Origin of the sequence: Caballeronia sp. LZ035 (assembly GCF_031451175.1) — a bacterium.
In the GTDB taxonomy this organism is placed as follows: Bacteria; Pseudomonadota; Gammaproteobacteria; order Burkholderiales; family Burkholderiaceae; genus Caballeronia.
In genome coordinates, this window is sequence record NZ_JARUXS010000001.1 from 2,072,769 (window position 1) to 2,095,347 (window position 22,579).

The 22,579-nt window shown below is 65.0% G+C and carries 19 protein-coding genes and 1 pseudogene; 3 read left to right on the forward strand and 17 right to left on the reverse strand.

The window, feature by feature from the left end:
- Window positions 1-13: 13 nt before the first annotated feature.
- The 9 genes from QCE88_RS09835 to QCE88_RS09875 all read right to left on the reverse strand — a co-directional run bounded on the left by QCE88_RS09835 (window position 14) and on the right by QCE88_RS09875 (window position 11,769).
- A complete protein-coding gene (locus tag QCE88_RS09835) occupies window positions 14-1,951 on the reverse strand; it encodes a response regulator (protein WP_309901388.1) in 1,938 nt (645 codons plus the stop codon).
- An 80-nt stretch (window positions 1,952-2,031) separates the two neighbouring features.
- Window positions 2,032-2,496 (reverse strand): response regulator, encoded by a 465-nt coding sequence (locus QCE88_RS09840; protein ID WP_309901390.1) that lies wholly within the window; start codon window positions 2,494-2,496, stop codon window positions 2,032-2,034.
- The gene (locus QCE88_RS09845; protein WP_309901392.1) at window positions 2,489-4,882 is read right to left on the reverse strand and encodes an ATP-binding protein; all 2,394 of its coding nucleotides are present in this window, start codon (window positions 4,880-4,882) and stop codon (window positions 2,489-2,491) included. Before QCE88_RS09845 ends, QCE88_RS09840 begins: the two co-directional genes overlap by 8 nt.
- Window positions 4,879-5,508, reverse strand: a complete 630-nt coding sequence (locus QCE88_RS09850) for a biliverdin-producing heme oxygenase (RefSeq protein ID WP_309901394.1) — start codon at window positions 5,506-5,508, stop codon at window positions 4,879-4,881. The genes QCE88_RS09845 and QCE88_RS09850 overlap by 4 nt, the downstream gene beginning before the upstream one ends.
- 261 nt (window positions 5,509-5,769) lie before the next feature.
- Window positions 5,770-6,072: a hypothetical protein gene (locus tag QCE88_RS09855; RefSeq protein ID WP_309901396.1), complete on the reverse strand. Its 303-nt coding sequence runs from the start codon at window positions 6,070-6,072 to the stop codon at window positions 5,770-5,772.
- A 21-nt stretch (window positions 6,073-6,093) separates the two neighbouring features.
- Window positions 6,094-8,838 (reverse strand): DNA ligase D, encoded by a 2,745-nt coding sequence (gene ligD, locus QCE88_RS09860; protein ID WP_309901398.1) that lies wholly within the window; start codon window positions 8,836-8,838, stop codon window positions 6,094-6,096.
- A gap of 51 nt (window positions 8,839-8,889) precedes the next feature.
- Window positions 8,890-9,807, reverse strand: coding sequence for a Ku protein (locus QCE88_RS09865; protein WP_309901400.1), 918 nt, complete (start codon window positions 9,805-9,807; stop codon window positions 8,890-8,892).
- A gap of 216 nt (window positions 9,808-10,023) precedes the next feature.
- Entirely contained in the window at window positions 10,024-10,575 is a 552-nt protein-coding gene (locus tag QCE88_RS09870) for a DUF6013 family protein (RefSeq protein WP_309901402.1), read from the reverse strand.
- Window positions 10,576-10,752: 177 nt separating this feature from the next.
- Complete coding sequence (locus QCE88_RS09875) at window positions 10,753-11,769, reverse strand: zinc-binding alcohol dehydrogenase family protein (protein WP_309901404.1); 1,017 nt, start codon at window positions 11,767-11,769, stop codon at window positions 10,753-10,755.
- 102 nt (window positions 11,770-11,871) lie between these two features.
- On the opposite strand from QCE88_RS09875, the gene QCE88_RS09880 reads away from it, so the two are divergent.
- Both QCE88_RS09880 and serB read left to right on the forward strand, forming a co-directional pair.
- Window positions 11,872-12,828, forward strand: coding sequence for a LysR family transcriptional regulator (locus QCE88_RS09880; RefSeq protein ID WP_309901406.1), 957 nt, complete (start codon window positions 11,872-11,874; stop codon window positions 12,826-12,828).
- A 72-nt stretch (window positions 12,829-12,900) separates the two neighbouring features.
- Window positions 12,901-13,740, forward strand: a complete 840-nt coding sequence (serB, locus tag QCE88_RS09885; RefSeq protein ID WP_309901408.1) for a phosphoserine phosphatase SerB — start codon at window positions 12,901-12,903, stop codon at window positions 13,738-13,740.
- 53 nt (window positions 13,741-13,793) lie between these two features.
- Here the strand turns inward: serB and QCE88_RS09890 are convergent, their stop codons facing one another.
- The 5 genes from QCE88_RS09890 to rimO all read right to left on the reverse strand — a co-directional run bounded on the left by QCE88_RS09890 (window position 13,794) and on the right by rimO (window position 19,259).
- Window positions 13,794-14,993 carry a cystathionine beta-lyase gene (locus QCE88_RS09890; RefSeq protein ID WP_309901410.1) on the reverse strand — a complete coding sequence of 400 codons (1,200 nt, stop codon included), beginning with the start codon at window positions 14,991-14,993 and terminating at the stop codon, window positions 13,794-13,796.
- Between the two features lie 71 nt (window positions 14,994-15,064).
- Window positions 15,065-15,718, reverse strand: a complete 654-nt coding sequence (locus tag QCE88_RS09895) for a hypothetical protein (protein ID WP_309901412.1) — start codon at window positions 15,716-15,718, stop codon at window positions 15,065-15,067.
- Window positions 15,719-15,762: 44 nt separating this feature from the next.
- Complete coding sequence (bktB, locus tag QCE88_RS09900; protein WP_309901414.1) at window positions 15,763-16,947, reverse strand: beta-ketothiolase BktB; 1,185 nt, start codon at window positions 16,945-16,947, stop codon at window positions 15,763-15,765.
- A 46-nt stretch (window positions 16,948-16,993) separates the two neighbouring features.
- Entirely contained in the window at window positions 16,994-17,917 is a 924-nt protein-coding gene (locus QCE88_RS09905) for a sugar kinase (protein ID WP_309901416.1), read from the reverse strand.
- Window positions 17,918-17,921: 4 nt separating this feature from the next.
- A complete protein-coding gene (gene rimO, locus QCE88_RS09910; protein WP_309901417.1) occupies window positions 17,922-19,259 on the reverse strand; it encodes a 30S ribosomal protein S12 methylthiotransferase RimO in 1,338 nt (445 codons plus the stop codon).
- 302 nt (window positions 19,260-19,561) lie between these two features.
- Between rimO and QCE88_RS09915 the strand changes: the two genes are divergently transcribed.
- Window positions 19,562-20,017: a GNAT family N-acetyltransferase gene (locus tag QCE88_RS09915; protein ID WP_309901420.1), complete on the forward strand. Its 456-nt coding sequence runs from the start codon at window positions 19,562-19,564 to the stop codon at window positions 20,015-20,017.
- A gap of 533 nt (window positions 20,018-20,550) precedes the next feature.
- Here QCE88_RS09915 and phaR read toward each other — a convergent pair.
- From phaR to QCE88_RS09930, 3 genes and pseudogenes are all read right to left on the reverse strand, one after another.
- Complete coding sequence (gene phaR, locus QCE88_RS09920; RefSeq protein WP_309901421.1) at window positions 20,551-21,123, reverse strand: polyhydroxyalkanoate synthesis repressor PhaR; 573 nt, start codon at window positions 21,121-21,123, stop codon at window positions 20,551-20,553.
- Window positions 21,124-21,297: 174 nt separating this feature from the next.
- Entirely contained in the window at window positions 21,298-22,038 is a 741-nt protein-coding gene (locus tag QCE88_RS09925) for a 3-ketoacyl-ACP reductase (RefSeq protein WP_309901423.1), read from the reverse strand.
- A gap of 96 nt (window positions 22,039-22,134) precedes the next feature.
- Window positions 22,135-22,579 (reverse strand): annotated as a pseudogene (locus QCE88_RS09930) (acetyl-CoA C-acetyltransferase); the annotation flags it as partial.

Sequence of the window (22,579 nt, forward strand, 5' to 3'; positions counted from 1 at the left end):
ACGCCTCAATAGCCTATTTGGAAGATTGCTCGGCGAGCGATTGAATCAGGCCTTCGAGCCGCGAGAAATTCACCGGCTTGGTCAGATGATCGAGGAAGCCCGCTTCGCGGCAACGGCGAATGTCCTCGTCCATGCCATAGCCCGTGATGGCGACGGCAGGCTTGTCGGGTTGCAGGCTCGTCCAGGCCCGCGCGATGTCGAGTCCGCTGCCGTCCGGCAGGCCGATATCGCTGACCAGCAGATCGAACGACGCGCGCTTCGCGTGTCCGATCGCCTCCGCCACCGTGATGGCGACAGTCACCTGGTGCCCCAGCATTTCCAGCACTTCGGCCATGGCGGAGGACGTCTGCTCGTTGTCCTCCACCAGCAAGACTCTCAGCGCGCGGCTGTGTTCCTGCTGCGCCGCCTCGACGCGCGGCGTGTCCTCATGCTCGGGCTGCACGCGCGCGAGCGGCAGCGTGAGGGTGAAGCGCGCGCCCCTGTCGCGCCCTTCGCTGTAGGCCGACAGCGTGCCGCCATGCTTCTGCGCGAGCGTACTGGCGATCGCCAGGCCCAGCCCCAGGCCGCCGAACGAACGGGTGATGGAGTCATCGGCCTGTTCGAACGCCGAGAAGATGCGTGGCAGCGCCTCGGCGCTGATGCCGATGCCGCTGTCCGTCACGGAAACCGAAATGGTCGCGGGGTCCGGGTTCCAGGTACGCACCTCGATGCGGCCATTCGCCGGGGTGAACTTCACCGCGTTCTTCATCAGGTTCCAGACGATCTGCTGCAAACGTGCGGCGTCACCCAGCACGACGAAGCGGCCGGCGTCGAAGCTCGTCTTGAGCGTGAGACCCTTGGCGCGCAGGTCGGCTTCGGACATGTCGAGCGCGCTCGTCAGCAGCGTGTCCAGCGCGACGTTGGCAAAATTCAGCGAGAGCTTGCCGCGCGCGATGCTCGTGAGGTCGAGCAGATCGTCGATCAGGCGCGCTTCCAGTTCGACGTTGCGGCGGATCAGGTCGAGCGTCGGATGCGCCTCGCGCGGCAGCGCATGCTTCATTTCGAGCAGGCGCACGGCAGCAAGGATCGGCGTGAGCGGCGTGCGCAGTTCGTGCGACAGCACCGCCAGAAAATGGTCCTTCGCGCGGTTGGCCGATTCGGCCTGATCCTTCGCGAGACGCAGCGCATCGGCGGCCATGTGAGCGTCGGTGGCGTCGCGCACGATCTTCGAGAAGCCGATCAGTTCGTCATGCTCGCTGCGGATCGCGGTGGTCACGCCCGACGCGAAGAACGAATGGCCATCCTTGCGCCACAGCCAGCGGTCGTCGCTCGCACTGCCTTCGCGGCGCGCGGTGTTCAGTTCAGCATCGAACACGCCGGTCTCGCGGTCTTCCTGGCTATAGAAGATATCCGCCGACTGGCCGAGCACGTCCTGCGCGGGAAAACCGAGAATGCGTTCCGATGCCGCGTTCCAGGTGCGGATCCGCCCTTCCGGGTCGAGCGTGATGACGGCGTAGTCCTTGAGCGCGTCGATCAGCAGGCGGAAATGGGTTTCGGTCTCACGCAGCGCGCGTTCCACAGCGATGCGCTGCGCCCGTTCGGCGCTTTCGCGCATGGCGCGGCGCACGACGGCGGGCAGGCGCTGAAGGCGCTGCTTCAGCACGTAGTCGGTCGCGCCGCGCTTCAGCATGTCGACTGCATGTTCCTCGCCGAGCAGCCCCGACACGAAGATGAACGGCGTGTCTGGCGTGCGCTCGCTCGCGATCGTCAGCGCCTCGATGCCCGAGAACGTGGGCATCACGAAATCGGCGAGGATCACGTCGAAACGCTTCTTCTCGAGTTCGGCAACAAACGCCGCGGCGTCATAGACGATCGACGCCTCGACCGCGTAGTCCGCGCGCTCGAGCTGGGCGATCGTCAGCTCCGCATCGAGTGCGTTGTCTTCGACGAGCAGCAGATGCAGGGGCTGCATGATCTAGACGTCCTCGCCGGAAGTCGGGTGCGGGGACGGGTGCGCGAAGCGGCGGAACACCGCGGACAGGGTCGCTGCGCTCATTGCGCGTTGGGCGGGCGGCGCAGGCGCGTGGAGCCCGGCGGCGGCTCGTTGAGCACGGCCCAGAACACGCCGAGGTCGCTGATCGCCTCGACAAACTCGCCGAACTCGACCGGTTTCACCACATACGCGTTCACGCCGAGTTCGTAGCTGCGAATCAGATCCTGCTCTTCGCGCGACGAGGTCAGCATGACGACCGGAATGCTCTTGAGCGTCGCATTCGAGCGAACCATGTCGAGCACTTCCAGGCCGTCGATCTTCGGCAGCTTCAGGTCCAGCAGAATGACGGCGGGATTGCCCGGCGTACGCGACTTCCAGTCGCCTTCGGACGTGAGATAGTCGACGGCTTCCTGGCCGTCACGTGCCACGATCACCTCGTTGGCGAGCTGGCTCTTGTCGAGCGCGACGAGTGTGAGCTCGAGGTCGTTCGGATTGTCTTCGACAAGTAATATCGGTTTAAGCATGGTCTCTTCGTGACTTCGTTGCTGACGTGCCGTGGGTATTGCGGGTTCCCTTCGCACCTTGCGCGGCGCCGACGCTGTGGAACACCACCGGCAGCGAGAAATAGAATACCGCGCCCTGCCCCGGGCGCCCTTCGGCCCAGGTCCGCCCTTCGTGCCGTTCGATGATGCGCCGCACATTCGCGAGTCCGATGCCCGTGCCTTCGAACTCTTCCGCGCGATGCAGGCGCTGGAACACGCCGAACAGCTTGGCGCCGTACTTCATGTCGAAGCCGACACCGTTATCCCGGACGCCGATGATGTATTCCTCGCCGCTGCGGCTGGCGAATACCTCGATTTTCGCCGATTCCCGCGTTCTCGTATATTTCACCGCATTCGACAGCAGGTTGCGCACCGCCAGTTGCAGGAATGCCGCGTCGCCGGTGACGCGCGGCAACTCGCCGATCACCCATTCGATATCGCGTCCCGACACCTCCTGCTCGAACTCCTGCACGACCGAGCGCACCAGCATGCCGAGATCCACCGGCGCCGGGCGCAGCGCGGCGCGGCCCATCTGCGAAAAGGTCAGGAGATCGTCGACGAGCGTACCCGCGAAGCGCGCCGAATCCAGCATGTTGTTGAGAAAGCGCCGGCTTTTCTCCGACATGCGCTCGCCTTCCTGCTCGCGCAGCAGGTCGCCGTAACCGGCGATATGGCGCAGCGGCGCGCGCAGGTCGTGCGACACCGAATAGGAAAACGCTTCCAGTTCCTTGTTGGCGCGCGTGAGTTCGGTGGCGAGCGCCGCACGCTCTTCCGCGCGCCGCAGCACGATGTTCAACAACGCGCCGCGCAGCTCGCTCGCGATTTCGATCTCGCTCGCCCGCCAGACCTTCGAATGCCCGCGCACGGTTTCGAGCCACGGCGAGAAGCTGGTGCGTGGCGCGCTCGCACCGGCCGCGTCCTCGATCTTCACCGGCTCGCCCGCCCACTTGATGGTCTGCATCACCTCGGGCCTGAACCATAGCAGATAGTTGCGGAAAATCTGCGACACCGGCACCGCCAGCACGCCGCACGCACGGTCCTCGAGCGCCTTCGCCGGTGGCCACTGGTGCGCCAGGGAATCGGTCGCCCAGACGCCGCTGGTATGTTCCGCGAGCCAGTGCGTGAGCGCGCGCACCGTGTCTTCGTCGGGGGTGACGCCGAGCAGCGTCACCTGGTCGTCGAACACGATGGCCGCGCCGGCTGAACGGACGAAGTTCAGCATGTCGGCCGGCACAGACTGGAGTCCGGTCACGAAGCGCTCGTGCTCGCCCATCGAGGCGATCAGACGGCTCATGGTACGACGCAGGTCGGTGAGATATTCGCCTTCGGCGCGTTCTTCCTTCGCCTCGATCTGCAGCGACAGCATGTTGCCGAGATGCTCGACCGCAACGCGCGTGTTGAACGGCACCCTGCGCGGCGCGTGGTCGTGGCACGAGACGAGGCCCCACAAGCGGCCCCGCACGATGATCGACACCGACATCGACGCATGCGTGTTCATGTTGCGCATGTATTCGAGATGCACCGGCGAGAAGCTGCGCAGCGTGGAATAGGTCAGGTCGGTGGGACGGCCCGTGAGCGGGTTCACGTCCGGCACGAGGCGCGCGGGCGTGTAGTTGACGTCGGCAACCAGGCGGATGCGGTTCTTCAGATACAGCGCGCGCGCCTGGCGCGGAATGTCGGAGGCCGGAAAGAACTGGTGCAGGAACGACGCGTAGTCCTCGTCGCGATCTTCCGCGAGCACGTGGCTGCGGCCTTCCTCATCGAAGCTGTAGAGCATCACGCGGCCAAAGCCCGTGATCTGACGCACCTCGCGCACCGCGAGCTCGGCCAGTTCCTCGACGCTTGCCGCGTCCTGCAGGCCACGCGCGAAGGTGCGCACGAGCGGATACATGGCGGCGAACGTGTCGCCGCTTGCCGCCGCCGCTTCCATCTCGACGATCAGGGTGCCGTCGTGCCGATGCAGCGTGACATCGAGACGCGCGGGGCCGGCGGGCGTGGACGTCAGCTCGACCGGTCCGACATACAGCGGCGAATCTTCCAGCGCCGCCATGCTGGCTACCTGCGCGATGCGCTGCGCAGCGGCCTCGCCGAGCGCCACGGCAAGCGGCTGGCCGAGCAGCGTATCCAGCGGTGTGCCCGTCAGCGCGGGCAGGTTGTCGCTGGCCTGCACGATGCGGAGATCGTCGGCGAGCGCGAGCAGATAACCATGCGGCTGGATGCCGCCAGGGACGTGGATCGGTTCGGCGTCGCAATCCTTGCTCGCGACGCCCGAACTGAGCGTGAGCCGGCGTGCCTCGGCGTCCGGCGGCCCATACGTGCCGGTAGCCTGTGCCGGTGAACCGCCGGGTCCGCTGTCCGTCTCGCTCATGTGACGGCTCCCGGCACCGGCGGCATCGCATCGACACCAGCCGCTTCTGGACACAGCCAGGACTTCAGGCTCTCGAACGTGCCGATGGCGGCCTTCACCGCGTCGTCATGCTGATCCGCGGGCACGGAAGCCGCGGCCGTTTCGCGAAACGCGTTCCACATGCTGCCGGTGCGCGCGCCGTAGCCGTCGAAATAAGCGTTGCCCAGGCCCTGCTCGAGATCCAGACGCTGCGCGACATGCGGCGCGATAAAGCGGCCGCCGAGCGTGCTGCCCTCCATCACGTACATGGAGCCGAACGCATCGCCCAGATTGTGCAGGCGCGGCAGGTCGTAGCGTGTGTCGGCCTGCGGCACCGAGCCGACCGGCCGGCGCTCGCCGGTAAGCGCGGCGAGATCGGCGGCCAGCAGCGGCGCCTTGCGACGTTCGTCGAAGAACACCGACAACGTGGCCGGCAGGCACGCGGCCGCCGCGTCCTCCCACGGTGCAACATAGCCATAGAATCGTTCGAGCAGCGCGATGTACTCGTCGCGTTGCAGATCGTCCCGCATCAGGTCGAGCGCATTCTCGAGCCGCGCATGACACGCGGCGGTTTCGTTCTTCAAGCGGGACAGAAGGTCGGATTGCATGTTGCGATGAGTGGGCTTAAGGACCGCGAGGCGGACGAATGCTGCGGGTATCGGCAGGGCTTACCGGTTTGGGTGCATCGTTCAGCGTGGGCGTCGGTAGAAATCGCACCGCACACGCTGCCGCGAACCTGACGCGAAAGCGCCCGTTTAAAAAAGAGTCATTCTACGCATCCGGCTTCGCTGCTGCCATGCAAAGCCAGCGTGCACATGCAATCCGCAGCGCAGTTGCCGGAACGATTCACCGTCCGGTTCACATTTTTTTCACGGCTTGCGCGACCGGTGATCACCGCTATTGACGTTGGCGTGCTCGTCTTGCTGGGTGTCACGTTGATAGTCGTCGCCGCCGCGCCGGTCCGTATCGACGAGCCCGCGTTCCAGATCCTCGTGCGCCTGCTTGCCGACCTCCCGCGGATCGTGCTCATGCTGCGATTCGACGTTCTGGTCCGCTTCATGAGGCAGCGGCGCGTTCGCGGCATCGTCGCGCGTCCGGGTCTCGCGATCGCTGCTCGACACCTCGCGGCCGCGTTCGGGTGCGCTTGCGGGTTCCTTGTTCGACTGCTTCATGATCGTCTCCTGTCGATAGCTTCACTTGCGCGCGCCGTTCAAGCCCAGGCGCTTCTTCATCTCGGCGCTCAGGCGCTTGCGCGCCTTGTCGTAGCCGGCCCACGGATCGTGTTTCAATCCGTCGAGCCGTTCGTGCGCATTGCCGATGTTCCATTGATCGCCGCTCGTCACGTCGTCGAGTTCGTCCCAGGCAATCGGCATCGATGCGCCGAGCCCCGGCCGCGCGCGCAGCGAGAACGCCGCCACCGTGCTCGAGCCGCGGTTGTTGCGCAGATAGTCGATGAAGATCTTGCCCTTGCGGTTCTGCATGCCCATCTTCGCGGAGAAGAGCTTGGGCAGCGTGCTCGCCATGTGCTGCGCGACGCCTTGCGAGAAGTCCTTGACGTCGTCCCAGCCGGCCTGCTTGACGAGCGGCACGATCACATGGAAGCCCTTGCCGCCGCTCGTCTTGCAGAACGATTCGAGGCCCAGCTCGGCGAGCAGCTCCTTCGTGAGGCGCGCCGCCTCGATCATCCGGTCCCAGCCGACGCCTTCGCCCGGGTCGAGATCGAACACCATGCGGTCCGGCTTTTCGAGGTTCGACGCCAGCGCGTTCCAGGTATGCAATTCGATGGTGCCCATCTGCGCACAGCCCGCGAGCGCGCCGGCCGATTCGATCGTGAGCAGCGGCGGATGACCGGGATCGATGTCGGGATGCTGCTTGATATGGGGAATGGCAAGCTTGGCGCTGTGCTTCTGGAAGAACAGTTCGCCGCCAATGTCCTCGGGTGCGCGCACGAGCGACACGGGGCGATCCTTTAGATGCGGCAGCATCCATTCGGCGACGCTGGCGTAGTACTCGACCACGTCGATCTTGCGCGAGCCGCTGGACTTGTCGATCACGCGGTCCGGGTGGCTGATCTTCACGCCTTCGACTTCGGCCGAAGCGGGTTTGGTCTTCTTCGTTGCGGCGGTCTTTGTCGCTGCGGTCTTCGTGGCTGTCTTCTTCGTGGCGGCCTTCGACGCCGCCTTGCCGGCCGCAACCGGCTCTTCCTTGACGATCTGCCGCGCGGGTTTGTCGTCACGCAGACTGACGAACGATGCTTGTCGCACGATGCGCTCCTTGGTCCATTCCGCGAAATTGCATTCGGCCACGAGTTCGGGCTTCACCCAATGCACGGGCGTCCGGCTGCGCTCCTGCGGCTCGCTCGCGAAGGGCATGCGCTTCGTTTCGCGCTTGTCGAGTTCCTTCTTCACCGCGACGAGCAGCGCGTGATCGAAACCGGTGCCCACGCGGCCCGCATACTGCAGCTTGCCGTGCGTGTCATACACGCCGAGCAGCAGCGCGCCGAACTGCCCGCGACTGCCCGCCGGTTCCGAATAACCGCCGATCACGAATTCCTGCCGCCGCCGGCACTTGAGCTTGATCCACGCGTTGCCGCGCCCCGACACATAGCCGCTGTCCATGCGCTTGCCGATGATGCCTTCGAGCGCCATGTCGCATGCGCTCTTCAGCAGATCGTCGGCCTGGAACGCGAAGTCCTGCGAATAGCGCAGCACCGGATCGTCCGCCGGTTCGACGAGCGCCTTCAGCAGCGCGCGGCGCTGCACGAGCGGCACGTTGCGCAGGTCATAGCCGTTGAGCCAGGGCACGTCGAAGAAGTACACGACGATGTCCTGCGGCCGGCCCGCGTCGAACGCGTTCTGCAGCGCCTGAAAGTCGGGCAGTCCGCGCGCGTCGAGCACCACGGCTTCGCCGTCGAGCCAGCCGCTCTCGATCTCCAGTTGTTCCAGCGCCTGAACCTGCTTCGGGAATTTCGCGGTCCAGTCGTTGCCGTTGCGCGTGAAGATCGCGATGCGGCGTTTGCCCTTCACCGTGTCGATGCGCGCCAGCACCCGATAGCCGTCGAACTTGATCTCGTAGGCCCAGTCATCTCCTGACGGCGCGGCATCGACGAGCGTCGCGAGCTGCGGCTTGAACGTGGCGGGCAGCTTCGCCTTGACCGCGCCCTCGATGGCGGGTTCGTGCGACAAGGTGCGCAACGATTCCGCGCTGCGCGTCGCGACGATGTCGGGATGATCGTGGCCGTTCGCCTTCGCGGCAGAGGTCTTCTTGCGCGCGGGCGTCTTCTTCGCCGCCGTCTTGCGCTCGGCACGTTCGAGCAGCGCGCCATCCTTGCCGCGCGCGCCGGGTGCATCCGACATCACGCTGCCCGGCCTTTTCAGAAGCACGTCGTACTCGCCCTCCGGACGCGCCGTGTCGTCGCGCTCCTTGATGAGCAGCCATTGCTCCTTGTCGCCGCTGCCGCGCATGTGGCTTTTCACGAGCGTAAAGCCGCCCTGCAGTTTCTCGCCGTCGAGCGTGAACTTGAGCTTGCCCTTCTCGTATTCGCGCTGCGCATCCGCGATGCTGCCCGACTGCGGCGCCCACGTACCGCGATCCCACACGATGACGCTGCCCGCGCCGTAGTTGCCCTCGGGGATCTCGCCTTCGAACGAACCGTAGTCGAGCGGATGATCCTCGACATGCACCGCCAGCCGCTTCACGGACGGATCGAGACTCGGTCCCTTCGGCACCGCCCAGGACTTGAGCGTGCCGTCGAGTTCAAGGCGGAAGTCATAGTGCAGACGGCGCGCATCGTGTTCCTGAATGACAAAGGACAAGGCGGACGTTGCAGGTCGCTTAGCTATCTTGCGGGCCCGCGCGGCGCGCTTCGCGGCGCCGGACGGCTCCGGCGTCTTGTCGAACGCGCGCATGCGTTGATAGGTGTCGAGTTTGCCGGCCATCGTCGTGGGTTCGCGGTGTCAGGTGCGATACAAAAGCGCTTCAGGCATGCTTCAAGCACGCTTGCGGCGCGCGGTCTTGCGCGCCGGACGCGCGGCTTCCTCGCCCGAATCGTCCTCTTCATCGGCTTTGTCCGTGGCCGCTGCCGCTGCCTTGCCGCGTTTCGCCGGTGCGCCACCTTTCTTGAGACTGCGCTTGAGCAGTTCGGACAAGTCGAGAATATCGGCCGACGACTTCTGTTCGCCGCCCTCTTCCACCTTCATCACCTCGGCCACCTTGCCTTGCTTCACTTTCTTGTCGACGAGCGCCAGGATGTCGTCCTTGAAGGTGTCGTGATATTTCGTCGGATCCCAGCTGTCGCTCATGTCGTCGATGAGCCGCTTGGCCATCTCCAGTTCCTTGGGCGTCACGCCGGCCTTCTTCGTGTCTTCGTCGGGGAACTTGAACTCGCCGAAGTCGCGGACTTCGTCGCCCCAGCGCAGGGTGTTGAGGGCCAGCGCCGGCCCCACCGGAATCAGCGCCGCAAGATGCTGCTTGTTGTGCAGCACGACGCTCGCGATGCCGACCTTGCCCGTGTCCTTCAACGCATCGCGCAGCAGCGCATAGACCTTTTCGCCCTTGCGGTCGGGCGCGAGATAGTAAGGCGTGTCGAGCGACAGGAACGAGATCTCGGGGGCGTCGACGAAGGCGAGAATGTCGACCGTTTGCGTGGACTCCGGATTGGCAGCGCGAATCTCGGCGTCGGTCATCACGACATACTTGCCCTTCTCATACTCGAAGCCGCGCACGATGTTGTCGCGCGTGACTTCCTTGCCCGTGTTCTTGTTGATCTGCTTGTAGCCGATCGGGTCCATCGAGCGCTTGTCGAGCAGGTTGAAGCCGACCTTCTCCGACTGCGTCGCGGGATAGAGTTGCACGGGCACGTGGACCAGTCCGAAGCTGATCGCGCCTTTCCAGATCATGTGCGGCATCGCGGCACCTTGGCGGTCGGGAAGAGTCGATGAACGCGCCTCGCGCCAGGCGCGGAGGCGATTTCCGTGCGCGGGCGCGACACGGTATCGGATGGAATCGCAGGAAACATGCCAAGGCGGACGGGCGCGCGGCGTCGGCCGTGTGATCCGGCGCCCGACAGGCAATCTGTAAGCCTTACTGATCTGACGACCAAAAAGGCATGTGCACCGCGCGGTCTACTTGCGATTCGCGGTCACGCTCAACTGCGTGCCGTCGTCGAGCGTGACGGTCTTTTTGGAACCGGTGGAGGTCGGCATGGAGAAGCGCACGATCTGGCTGAAGCGGTTGTCCACCGGACATTGCAGGCTCTTGCCGCCCACCGTGATGCGCGAGGTGCCCTTCGGCGCATACGCCCGGAAACTGATCTGCACGTTGGCCGTGCCGTTGTCGCCGACCATCGGGGCGAAGCGGATCTGCACCTGCCGCACCGCCGCGCCGTCCGCGCTCTTCGGCACCGAGGCCGCTTGCGGACAGCCGTCCGGCACGGCCTGCGCGCCGCCGGCTGCGTTGCCTTGCCAGGTGAAGTCGTCGGTCTGTCCGGAGCGGATGGTGCGGGTTTCCTGCTCGTTGCCGAAGGACTTCGAGGTCATCTTGACCGTGTACTTGATGGGGCCGTCATTGGCCGCCTCGGAGAGCACCTTGATGCCGGGCGTGGCCCGGGCGGTCGCGGCGATCATCGTGAGCGCGGCGACGGAAACGATGCGACGAACGATCGAACGACGATTCATGCCGCCACCTCCGTAACAGGCGCTGTGAATGAATCCGGCGCGGCTTGCGCACCGGGACGCGGCTTGCGTGCAGCGGACCGGATTCAGTCTAGCGCCACGCTTGACGGGTCATCGTCATGGATAACCCGAGTGCGTGGAGGGCGGCTTGCGCCTGGTCAAAAACCTGTCAACGGCGACTCAGAAACCGGTCAGCACCAGCTTGCCGACCGTGCGCCCTTCCTCCAGCAGCCGATGCGCCTCGCGCAGGTTGGCTGCATTGATAGGTCCGAGGTCGCGTCCGATGGTCGTGCGCAGCGTGCCTGCGTCGATCAGCCGCGCCACTTCCGACAGCAGCTTGTGCTGCTCGATCATGTCGGGCGTATTGAACATCGCGCGCGTGAACATGAACTCCCAGTGGAACGCGGCGCTCTTCGCCTTCAGCAGTTCGACCGGCAGCGGCCGCGCATTCTCGACGATCGTGCAGATGCCGCCCTGCGGCTTGACGACTTCGGCGGCGGCCGGGAAGTGCTTGTCGGTGTCGTTGAAGATGAGCACGTAGTCGACCTGCGGAAAGCCGATCTGCTTCATCTGCGCCGGGATGTCGCCGAAGTGATCGACGATGTGATCCGCGCCGAGCTCTTGCGCCCATTTGGCCGATTCGGGCCGCGACGCCGTGGCGATCACCTTGAGCTTGGCAACGCGCCTGGCAAGCTGGATGCCGATCGACCCCACGCCGCCCGCCCCGCCGACAATCAGCACCGATTTGCCCGCGTCCTTCCCCTCCGCCGACACGCCCAGGCGGTCGAACAGTGCTTCCCAGGCGGTGATGGTGGTCAGCGGCAGCGCGGCGGCGCAGCTGAAATCGAGCGAGGCCGGCTTCGCGCCGACGATGCGCTCATCGATCAGATGGAATTCGCTGTTCGCGCCGGGCCGGGTGATGTCGCCGGCGTAGTAGACCGGATCGCCGACCTTGAACAGCGTCGCCTCCGGCCCGACGGCGGCGACCACACCCGCCGCGTCCCAGCCCAGCACGCGCGGAGCTGATTCGACCTTGTCCTTGGGCGCGCGCACTTTGGTATCGACGGGATTGACGGCGATCGCCTCGATCTTCACGAGCAGATCACGTCCGGTGGGCGTGGGTTGTTCGAGTTCGATGTCGACCAGCGATTGCGGGTCGGAAATCGGAAGGTAGCGCGTCAGGCCGATGGCTTTCATGGGTGCTCCGTTTGAGTGAGTTAACTGCTGCCCATGGTAAGGCGCATGCAGCATCCGGAAAACCGTCATAATCGCTGAAACATTCTTCGCGAAATCCATCAAATGGCAAGCGATCCTCTTGTGGACGCCGCGCCGCGCGAGCGTCTCGATCTGCTCGATGTCGGACTTTTCGTGCGTGCGGCGGCGCTGGCCAATCTTTCGGCAGCGGCGCGCGAGTTCGGGCTGTCACCCGCGGTGGCGAGCGCGCGCATTGCAGCGCTGGAGCGCATGCTCGGCGCACGGCTGCTGCATCGCACGACCCGGCGCGTCTCGCTGACCCAGGAAGGCGAGATCTTCGCCGCTCACGCGCGTGGCCTGCTCGACGCCGCCGACGCGGCGCGCGCATCCGTCGGGCAGGCGCGCGAACATCCGCACGGACGCTTGCGCGTGACCATGCCCTCGTCGCTGGGCCGTCAGCACATCTCGCCGCTGATGCCCGCGTTCCTGCGCCAGTATCCGGGCGTGAGCATCGATCTGCGCATGACCGACCAGATCGTCGATCTCGTGGACGAGGGCATCGACCTCGCGATCCGCATCGGCGCGCTGAAGGATTCGACGCTGGTCGCGAAGAAGCTTGCGAGCAACCGCCGCGTGCTGTGCGCGTCGCCCGGCTATCTCGCGCAACACGGCACGCCGCGTCATCCGGCCGATCTCGCGCGCCACGAGTGCGTGATCCTCGCCGATCAGCGCGACTGGAGCTTCGTCACGCCCACCGGCGTGATTGACGTACGCGTGTCCGGACGACTCGTCACCGACAACGGCGAGGTGATCCGCGATGCGCTGGCGGCGGGCATCGGCATCGGGCTCAAATCGACGTGGAGCGTCGCGCCGCTGATCGCGAGCGGCGAACTCGTCACGCTGCTCGACGACTATCCGCTCGCGCAGACGGTGGCGATCTGGGCCGTGTATCCGAGCCGCGCGTTCGTGCCGCCGAAGACGCTGGCCTTCATCGACTTCCTTGCCGGGCAGTTCGGCGAGCCGCCCTACTGGGACGTCGATCCCGCGAGCGTGCAGCGTTAGCAGGCGCTAGCCGGCCGGTACAATGGCGCTTTCGCGCGTCTACTGTCTCCTTCGCCTACGCCCTCGCCTTCGATGAACCTCGTCATTCAAAGCCTCGCCCCGATCTCCGATTCGCATCTGCGCCCGCTCGCGGCGCTGGCCCGCTCGCAGGCTCCGCAGCGCGTCGATGACACGTTGCTGCGTCTTGCCGGCGCCGATCCGCTGCAACGTCCCGACATCGACGCCTATTGCGGCACGCACGGGCTCGACTACGCCTTTATCGCACCGGATGCGACGCTTGCCGACTTCGGCCTCGTCGCGATGGACATGGACTCGACGCTCATCACGATCGAGTGCATCGATGAAATTGCGGATTTCTGCGGGCTGAAGGCGGAAGTCGCGGCGATCACCGAGGCGTCGATGCGCGGCGAGATCAAGGACTTCAACGAAAGCCTCACGCGCCGCGTCGCGCTGTTGAAAGGACTCGACGCAAGCGCGCTCGAACGGGTCTACGAGGAACGCCTGAAACTGTCGCCGGGCGCCGAGCGCATGCTCGCCGGCGCGCGCGCGGCGGGTCTGAAGACGCTGCTCGTGTCGGGCGGCTTCACGTTTTTCACCGAGCGGCTGAAGGCGCGTCTCGGCCTCGATTACACGCAGGCGAACACGCTTGAAATCGTCGATGGCAAGCTGACGGGCAAGGTGGTCGGCGAAATCGTCAACGCGGATGTGAAGGCGCGCACGCTGCTTGAGACCTGCGCGCAGTTGGGTATCGATCCGAAACGCGCGATCGCCATGGGCGACGGTTCGAACGATCTGAAAATGATGGCTGAAGCGGGCTTGTCGGTGGCGTTTCGCGCGAAACCGATCGTGCGCGAGTCGGCGAGCCTCGCATTCAACTTCGTCGGCCTCGACGGCTTGCTGCGCTTGTTCTGAACGCTCAGGCTTTCGCGTGATGAAGAAACGGCGCCCAAGGGCGCCGTTTTGCTTTAGCCGAACGCTTTGACGAGCGCCGCTTCGAGATCGACGCGCAAGTCCGCTTCGGCCTCCAGGCCGATGTAAAAGCGCACCAGCACGCCTTCATGCGGCCATTCCGATGCCGTGCGCATCGTGCGGACGGTGTAGGGCATCGCGAGGCTGTGCGAGCCGCCCCAGCTCCAGCCGATGGAGGACAAGTCGAGCGCCTCGACGAACGAATCGACTTGCGCCGCGCTGTATTGCTTGTCGAAAACGATGGAGAAGAGGCCGCCCGCGCCGCCCTTGAAATCGCGCTCGAAGAACGCGTGGCCCGGACAATCCGGCAGCGCCGGATGCAGCACGGCGGCGACTTCCGGGCGCGTCTTCAGCCAGGTGGCGAGCGCGAAGGCCGTGCGGTCGTGCGCCTCGTAACGCGTCTTCATCGAAGGCAGACTGCGCAACACGAGCGAGGCATCATCCGCCGATACCCCGACGCCCAGCCGCATGCGCGCGCGCTTCAGCTTGCTGTGCAGGTCCGGGTTGCGCGTGATGGTCGCGCCCATCAGCACGTCGCTGCCGCCGGATTGATACTTCGTCAGCGCCTGCACCGAAATATCGACGCCATGCTCGAACGGCTTGAAAGCGAGGCCCGCCGAGAACGTGTTGTCGATAGCCGTCACGACGCCCTTCGCCCGCGCGGCGGCGGCGATGGCGGGCACGTCCTGCACTTCCATCGTCACGGAACCGGGCGCTTCGAGCCAGACCAGCTTCGTATTCGCGCGCAACAACGTGTCGATACCCGCGCCGATCATCGGGTCGTAATACGTCACCTCGATGCCGAAGTCCTCGGCCAGCCAGTCCGCGTGATCGCGGTTCGGGCCATAGGCGTTGTCGGGCACGAGCACGTGGTCGCCCGTCCGGACCAGGCCGAAATAGACATTCGAAATCGCCGCGAGTCCCGAGGGCTGCAACAGCGCGTATTCCCCGCCTTCGATCGCCGCGATGCGCTGCGCGAGCGCGATGGTCGTCGGCGTGCCGTGCAGGCCGTAGCGCCATTTGGAATCGTCGCTCCAGACGAGCGAGCGCATCGTCGCGAGATCGGGGAACACGACCGTCGACGCCCGCGCCACCGGCACCGAAAACGACTCGAAACCGGGCGTGATGCGGTCCTCCGGCTGCACGATGCGGGTTTGCAGATCGCGGTCGGGGGCGTTGTCGTGGGAATCGGTCATGGCGTGGTGTTGAGACGGGTCAAGGAAGATGCCGCCGGCGCGCGCCGGCGGCATGAGAGAAACAAGACAGGCTATTCGCCGATGATGACGTTGCTCGTGCCGCCCACGCTGTTCTTCGGCGGCGCGGGCGGTGCGGGTTCCAGCGACGGCGCAGCCGGGGCTTTCGCGGCATCCGCGGCATTTCCACCGGGCAGCGGCGGCAGCCCGGCGCCCGCCACGGCGGGCCGAAGCTCGAAGGGCTGGCCGTTGGAATCGTCGGGATTCATGCGTTCGCCGGACACGCTGCCGTCCGGCGCGAACTTGCCGACCCAGTTGCCGGTGATGTGCGTGCCGTCGTTCGATTCCTCGATCTCGAGCGTGTCGCTGTCGCGATCGCCCGCCACGAGAATCACGTTCGGGCTGCCGGCAAAGCGATATTCGCCGTGTACGCCGGAAGGGTCGTCGGTCTTCGCGCCGAGCTTCATCTCGATCTGCCGCGTGCCCAGCGTGCCGACATAGCGCGGAAAACGCACGTATTCAGGATTGGGCGTCAGCGGCTTTTGCGGCGGCAGCGCCAGTTCGGCGATGGCCGCTTGCGCGCCGTGCGCATCCGCGCCGGCCGGCTCGCGCTGGTCCGGCGGCAACACGCCGGAGCCGCCCGCGGGCATCGGCGAGTTGCAGGCGGTCAGCGCCGCCGTGATGGCCAGCGCCGCGACGAGGCGCGAAGCGTACGTGCTGTGGGTCATCCGTGAGTCCTTTGTGTCCGTCATTCGATCGCGCATTGGCTGACTCAGATGCGCTCGAAGATCGCCGCGATGCCTTGCCCGCCGCCGATGCACATCGTCACGAGCGCATAGCGGCCGCCGATGCGCTGCAACTCGTACAGCGCCTTAACGGTAATCAGCGCACCGGTAGCGCCAATCGGATGGCCCAGTGAAATGCCCGAGCCGTTCGGATTGACCTTGGCGGGATCGAGCTTCAGTTCCTGCGACACGGCGCAGGCCTGCGCGGCGAACGCCTCGTTGGCCTCGATCACATCGAGATCCGCGACGGACAGGCCCGCGCGCTCCAGCACCTTCTGCGTGGCGGGCACCGGGCCGATGCCCATGATCTTCGGATCGACACCTGCGTGCGCATACGCGACCAGCCGTGCAAGCGGCTTCGCACCGCGCTTCTCGGCGACGCTGCGCTCCATCAGCACGACGGCCGCCGCGGCGTCGTTGATGCCGGATGCATTGCCCGCCGTCACCGTGCCGTTTTCTTTCGCGAACACGGGCTTGAGCTTCGCGAAGTCCTCGGCAGTCGCGTTCATGCGCACGTGTTCGTCGCGCTCGAACACTGTGTCGCCTTTCTTCGACGCGAGCGTGATCGGCAGGATCTGCTCCTTGAAGAAGCCCGCCTCGATGGCGCGTGCCGCGCGCTTGTGCGATTCGAGCGCGAGCGCGTCCTGCATCTCGCGCGTGATGCCGAACTGCCGCGCGACGTTCTCGGCGGTCACGCCCATGTGGATCTTGTCGAACGGATCGTTCAGCGCGCCGACCATCATGTCGACGATGCGCGCGTCGCCCATGCGCTGGCCGAAACGCGCGGCGGGCATGATGTAGGGCGCGCGGCTCATGCTCTCAGCGCCGCCGCCGATGGCGACATCCGCATCGCCCAGCAGGATGCTCTGCGACGCCGATACGATCGCCTGCAAGCCCGAGCCGCACAGGCGGTTCACCGTGAGCGCGGGCGCGTGCTGCGTGACGCCGCCGTCGAGTGCGGCGACGCGGGCGAGATACAGGTCGCGCGGCTCGGTCTGGATCACGTTGCCGAACACCACATGACCGACTTCGTCGCCCTGCACGTTCGCGCGGGACAGCGCCTCGCGCACGACGCGCGCGCCGAGATCGGTCGGTGTGAAATCCTTCAGCGCGCCGCCGAAATCGCCGATTGCCGTGCGCACACCGCTCACCACCACCACTTCACGTTGCATGTCGTCTCCGCTGTTGGCTTGTTGCAGTTTTTGGCTGGATTGAGGCTCAGGCTTTCAGCGCGCGCTCCACCGCTGCCTGGTCCGGAATCGGCGCGACGGCGCCAAAGCCTTGCGTGGACAGCGCCGCCGCGGCGTTCGCGTAACGCGCCGCCGCAAAAGGATCGTCGCCGGCGACGATGCGCGCAATGAACGCGCCACCGAAGCAGTCGCCCGCGCCGGTCGCATCGACCGCCTGCACCACGCGGCCGGGCACCACGCGCCGCTCGGCGGGCGTGGCAATGTACGCGCCCTCGCGGCCCAGTTTCAGCGCAACGACCTTCGGACCGAGCGCGAGCAAGGCGTCGACGATCGCGTCCTTGTCTTCGTGGCCCGTGAGCAGCGTGACGTCGTCCCAGCTCGGCAGGCAGATATCGGCCGAACGGATGGCGTCGAGCATCACCGCGCGGGCGCGGGCGAGCGGCCACAGCTTGAGGCGCAGATTGGTGTCGAAACTGACCGTGACGCCGTGCGTGCGCGCGTGGTCGATGGCGGCGAGCGCGGCATCGCACGCGGACACGCCGATCGCCAGGCTGATGCCCGACAGATGCACGACGCGGGCGGTCGCGATGGCGTCGAGCGGCAGGTGCGACGGCGCGTAGCGGCTCGCCGCCGAGCCCGCGCGCAAGTAGTCGAAGCGATGCCCCTGCTCGCCGTGCGATACGAAATACACGCCCGTAGGCGCGTCCTGATCGACGCGCACCGTGGAGGTATCGACGTTTTCCGCGCGCCACAGGTCGAGCAGCAACTGCCCGAAATGATCGTTGCCGACAGCGGAAACAAAGCCGGTCGAGGCGCCCTGCCGCGACGCCGCGATCAGGAAGTTCGACACGTCGCCGCCGTAGCCTTGCAGATAGCCCGGCTGGCCACGCTGTGACTGGTTGAACTCGATCATCGCCTCGCCGAGGGCGAGCACCTGCGGTGTGTGCGGCATGATGTCAGACCTCGCCCCAGAGATCGTGGCCGTCGGCGCCGGTGATTTTCACGGAGACGAAATCGCCGGCCTTGTAGCGCTTCGATGCCTTGGTGGCCGGCGCGATGTACACGACGCCGTCGATTTCCGGCGCATCCGCCGCCGTGCGGCCGATGCCGCCATCCGTGCCGATTTCATCGACGAGCACCCTCAGCGTCTTGCCCACTTTCTTCTTCATGCGCTTCGCCGACAGTTCCTCGGCGAGTTCCATGAAGCGCGCGCGGCGTTCTTCGCGGACTTCATCGGGCAAGGCGCCGTCGAGTTCGTTGGCGCTCGCGCCTTCGACGGGCGAATACGCAAAGCAGCCAACGCGGTCCAGGTCCGCTTCCGCAATGAAGTCGAGCAGGGTCTGGAACTGCTCTTCCGTTTCGCCCGGAAAGCCTGCGATGAAGGTGCTGCGGATGGTCAGGTCGGGACAGATTTCGCGCCACGTCCTGACGCGCTCGAGCACCTTCTCGGCGTTGGCCGGGCGCTTCATGCGCTTGAGCACCTCGGGATGCGCGTGCTGGAACGGCACGTCGAGATACGGCAGCACGTGGCCCTTGAGCGGGCCTTCGGCCATCATCGGGATGACGTCGTCAACGCTCGGATACGGGTAGACGTAGTGCAGGCGCACCCACGCGCCGTACTGGGCGGCGAGTTCGCCGAGCGCGCCGACCAGGTCGGTCATGCGCGTCTTGAGCGGCTTGCCGTTCCAGAAGCCGGTGCGGTACTTGACGTCGACGCCGTATGCGCTCGTGTCCTGCGAAATCACGAGCAGCTCCTTCACGCCGGACTTGAACAGATTCTCGGCTTCGAGCATGACTTCGGCGACGGGACGCGAGACGAGATCGCCGCGCATCGACGGGATGATGCAGAAGGTGCAGCGGTGGTTGCAGCCTTCGGAAATTTTCAGATAGGCGTAGTGGCGCGGCGTGAGCTTGATGCCGGCGGGCGGGACGAGGTCGGTGAACGGATCGTGCGGCCTGGGCAGATACGTGTGCACCGCGTTCATCACTTCGTTGGTGGCGTGGGGGCCAGTGACCGCGAGCACCTTCGGATGCACTTCCTCGATCAGGCCGCCACCGCTCGCGCTCTTTTTCGCGCCGAGGCAGCCGGTCACGATGACCTTGCCGTTCTCCGAGAGCGCCTCGCCGATGGCGTCGAGGCTTTCCTGCACGGCTTCGTCGATGAAGCCGCAGGTGTTGACCACGACGAGGTCCGCACCGTCATAGGTGCCGGAGATCTGGTAACCCTCGGCGCGCAGCTGGGTGATGATCTGCTCGGAGTCGACGAGGGCTTTCGGGCAGCCGAGGGACACCATGCCGATTTTGGGGGCTGGGGTCTGGGCAGTTGATTCCAAAGAGTTTTTCACGGGGAGATACGATGTTGTGGGGCTCGGCCGAAGGCGTCGGGCGAATCCACTATTTTACATCGGAGCGGTGGGGAGGCGGTTTGGAGGGCTTGTGCATTGTGCGGAATGGGCCAGGCGGGAGGATCACCCAGGCATTCTCTGTGACACTGTTTGCTGAAGACGAACCCCTTTTTCACAACACGGTCTGCGTTTGTCGTGCAGACTGGCTTACATCCGCAAGGCTCAAAACCTGAAATACGACATTGAATACCATGAGAAGGACCGCAATACAGATCCGCGCTGCAACCGTCGAAGACGTGCCCTGGCTTTTCGATGTTCGCACCAGCGTCCGTGAGAACCGCATGTCCATAGAAGAACTGGCGTCCGTGGATATCACGCCAGTGACGATTGCCGCCATGCTGACCGGTGAAGGACGCGGCTGGGTCGCAGAGGATGCCGGGAAGGTTGTGGCATTCGCCATGGCCAATGCGGCAGACGCAACGATCTTCGCGTTGTTTGTTCGACCCGAATATGAAGGAATCGGCGTGGGCCGGCAGCTCATGAACGCAGCGGAACAATGGTTATTCAGCCGAGGATGCGGCGAGATCTGGCTGCGGACTGATCGGAATCCAGAAGTCCGAGCGAATGGCTTTTATCAGCGGCTTGGTTGGAAAAACGAGGGGGTTCAGGAAGACGGGCAGAATCAGTACACGAAGTGCCCTTCTTGATAGCGCACTCCCTGGGCTTGAACGATTTTGCAGTGAGCTTGGCTCGCGATTCGATTCGAAACTGGATCGTCGCCTCACGCGCATTCTTCCGTAACACGCTGCGCAAGTCGGAGCCCTTGACCTCATCGCGCAAATGAGCCGTCTTGAATAGCGCAGGAAATTCGCCTGTGACGTCCGTCAGCGCCTCTTGATGCACAACCCGCCCTGCAATGACGAGCAGCGGCGGCGTGCGGTCTTGCTGGAAGGCAACGATGCGCTGTTTCCCGCCTCGTGGATGTCGCAGATGTACTTCACACATTCCGTCCGCGGATGTGAAAACAGCCGCTTGAAGTGGCTGCTTGGCGGCCTGTGGCCGCATTTGTCGCCAGGTTTCCCCATCCGACGAGTGTTCCAGGCGTCGCCTGAACCGTAGGCTTTGCTTAGGGGAGCACCGCGCCGGGCGTCAACGAAATCGCGACCGCATTTCTGTGAAATTTCTTCCCCAACCATCCGTCGCTGACGCTGACCCCAAGCTCGCCCCTCACACCGCCCCCCTACTTCTTCTCCGGCGTCGGCCCCGTGGGCGTCGGAAACGGAAATGTATTGAACATCGTCTTCGCCTGCGACTGCATCTGCTCCTGCATCTGCACGAACATGTTCTTCGACTGCTCGATGTAGCTCGTCATCATGCCCTGCATCATCGGCGCCTGCATGTTCATGAATTGCGACCAGACCTCCGGATTCAGCGCGTTGCCGTCGTAGATGCCCTTGCTCTGCTCGGACAGCTTCTGCTGGATGTCGATGAACGCCTGGATGTTCTTCTCCAGGTACGTGCCCATCATGCCCTGCATCGCATGGCCGTAGAAGCGGATGATTTGCGACAGCATCACCGAGGAGAACATCGGCAGGCCGCCGCTCTCTTCTTCCAGGATGATCTGCAGCAGGATGCTGCGCGTGAGGTCGTCGTTGGACTTCGCGTCCAGCACCTTGAATTCTTCCTGGTCGAGCACGAGTTGCTTCACATCCGACAACGTGATGTAGGTGCTCGTCTCCGTGTCATACAGCCGACGGTTCGGATACTTCTTGATCAGTCGCTCGGCGGATTTCTTTGTAGTAGTAGTGGTCATTGAACGCCTTTAAACGCAAAACTTTACTGCGATGGCAGCAAGCAGGTCTTGCGTCGTCGCAAAAAAGCGCTGCTGCATGTTTCGCCGCATCGTTGAAAAATCCGGCGAGTGGCGGCCCGCCCGGGTACACGCAATGCACGCAACACACGCGGCACCCGAACGAGCCTCCGCCCGTCAGCCCATATGCAAGCCGCCGTTCAGCGAGAAGTCCGCGCCGGTCGAGAAGCCCGATTCATCGGAGGCCAGCCACGCGCAGATCGAGCCGATCTCGTCGGGCGTGCCCAGACGCCGCACCGGAATGGTCGCGACGATCTTCTCCAGCACTTCCGGCCGGATGGACTTCACCATGTCCGTGCCGATGTAACCCGGCGACACCGTGTTGACCGTCACGCCCTTGGTCGCCACTTCCTGCGCCAGCGCCATCGTGAAGCCGTGAATGCCGGCCTTGGCGGTCGAGTAGTTGGTCTGGCCGAACTGCCCCTTCTGCCCGTTCACCGACGAAATGTTGATGATGCGGCCAAAACCCCGCTCCACCATGCCGTCGATGACCTGCTTGGTCACGTTGAACAGGCTCGTCAGGTTGGTGTCGATGACCGCCGTCCAGTCTTCATGCGTCATCTTGCGGAACACGACGTCACGCGTGATGCCCGCATTGTTGACCAGCACGTCGACTTCGCCGACTTCGGCCTTGACCTTGTCGAATGCGTTCTTGGTCGATTCCCAGTCGCCGACGTTGCCTTCCGAGGCAATGAAGTCGAAGCCGAGCGCCTTCTGGTCTTCCAGCCATTTCACCCGGCGCGGCGAGTTCGGGCCGCAGCCCGCGACCACCGTGAAGCCGTCCTTGAGCAGACGCTGGCAGATGCTGGTGCCGATGCCGCCCATGCCGCCGGTTACATACGCTATGCGCTTCGTCATTCCTCACTCCATTTTCGTTATGCGGACCACGATCTCCATGCCGCCCGCCAATCCTTCCCAGTCCTGCCCTGCGTGCCGCGTTGCTGCGCGTCCCGCTTACGGACGTTCGAGCGCCAGCGCCACGCCCATGCCGCCGCCGATACACAGCGACGCCAGACCCTTCTTCGCATCGCGCTTCTGCATCTCGTGCAGCAGCGTCACCAGAATCCGGCAGCCCGATGCGCCGATCGGATGTCCGATCGCGATCGCCCCGCCGTTCACGTTGATCTTCGACTGATCCCAGCCCATCTGCTGATGCACCGCCAGCGCCTGCGCCGCGAAGGCCTCGTTGATTTCCATCAGGTCCAGGTCGTTGACGCTCCAGCCCGCGCGCTCCAGACAGCGCTTTGAGGCCGGCACCGGACCCATGCCCATGATCTTCGGGCTCACGCCCGCGTTCGCATACGCCTTGATGCGCGCCAGCGGCGTCAGGCCCAGCGCTTCCGCCTTCTTCGCCGACATCACCACGACCGCCGCTGCGCCGTCGTTGATGCCCGATGCA

Coding starts and splice junctions, on each gene's coding strand:
- QCE88_RS09865 (WP_309901400.1), bottom strand. CDS start 9,807: ATGCCGCACATGATCTGGAAAGGCGCGATCAGCTTCGGACTGGTCCAC.
- ligD (WP_309901398.1), bottom strand. CDS start 8,838: ATGGCCGGCAAACTCGACACCTATCAACGCATGCGCGCGTTCGACAAG.
- QCE88_RS09890 (WP_309901410.1), bottom strand. CDS start 14,993: ATGACCGATTCCCACGACAACGCCCCCGACCGCGATCTGCAAACCCGC.
- QCE88_RS09855 (WP_309901396.1), bottom strand. CDS start 6,072: ATGAAGCAGTCGAACAAGGAACCCGCAAGCGCACCCGAACGCGGCCGC.
- QCE88_RS09840 (WP_309901390.1), bottom strand. CDS start 2,496: ATGCTTAAACCGATATTACTTGTCGAAGACAATCCGAACGACCTCGAG.
- QCE88_RS09875 (WP_309901404.1), bottom strand. CDS start 11,769: ATGAAAGCCATCGGCCTGACGCGCTACCTTCCGATTTCCGACCCGCAA.
- QCE88_RS09915 (WP_309901420.1), top strand. CDS start 19,562: ATGAGAAGGACCGCAATACAGATCCGCGCTGCAACCGTCGAAGACGTG.
- rimO (WP_309901417.1), bottom strand. CDS start 19,259: ATGGTGTCCCTCGGCTGCCCGAAAGCCCTCGTCGACTCCGAGCAGATC.
- phaR (WP_309901421.1), bottom strand. CDS start 21,123: ATGACCACTACTACTACAAAGAAATCCGCCGAGCGACTGATCAAGAAG.
- QCE88_RS09850 (WP_309901394.1), bottom strand. CDS start 5,508: ATGCAATCCGACCTTCTGTCCCGCTTGAAGAACGAAACCGCCGCGTGT.
- bktB (WP_309901414.1), bottom strand. CDS start 16,947: ATGCAACGTGAAGTGGTGGTGGTGAGCGGTGTGCGCACGGCAATCGGC.
- serB (WP_309901408.1), top strand. CDS start 12,901: ATGAACCTCGTCATTCAAAGCCTCGCCCCGATCTCCGATTCGCATCTG.
- QCE88_RS09870 (WP_309901402.1), bottom strand. CDS start 10,575: ATGAATCGTCGTTCGATCGTTCGTCGCATCGTTTCCGTCGCCGCGCTC.
- QCE88_RS09895 (WP_309901412.1), bottom strand. CDS start 15,718: ATGACCCACAGCACGTACGCTTCGCGCCTCGTCGCGGCGCTGGCCATC.
- QCE88_RS09835 (WP_309901388.1), bottom strand. CDS start 1,951: ATGCAGCCCCTGCATCTGCTGCTCGTCGAAGACAACGCACTCGATGCG.
- QCE88_RS09925 (WP_309901423.1), bottom strand. CDS start 22,038: ATGACGAAGCGCATAGCGTATGTAACCGGCGGCATGGGCGGCATCGGC.
- QCE88_RS09880 (WP_309901406.1), top strand. CDS start 11,872: ATGGCAAGCGATCCTCTTGTGGACGCCGCGCCGCGCGAGCGTCTCGAT.
- QCE88_RS09905 (WP_309901416.1), bottom strand. CDS start 17,917: ATGCCGCACACACCGCAGGTGCTCGCCCTCGGCGAGGCGATGATCGAG.
- QCE88_RS09845 (WP_309901392.1), bottom strand. CDS start 4,882: ATGAGCGAGACGGACAGCGGACCCGGCGGTTCACCGGCACAGGCTACC.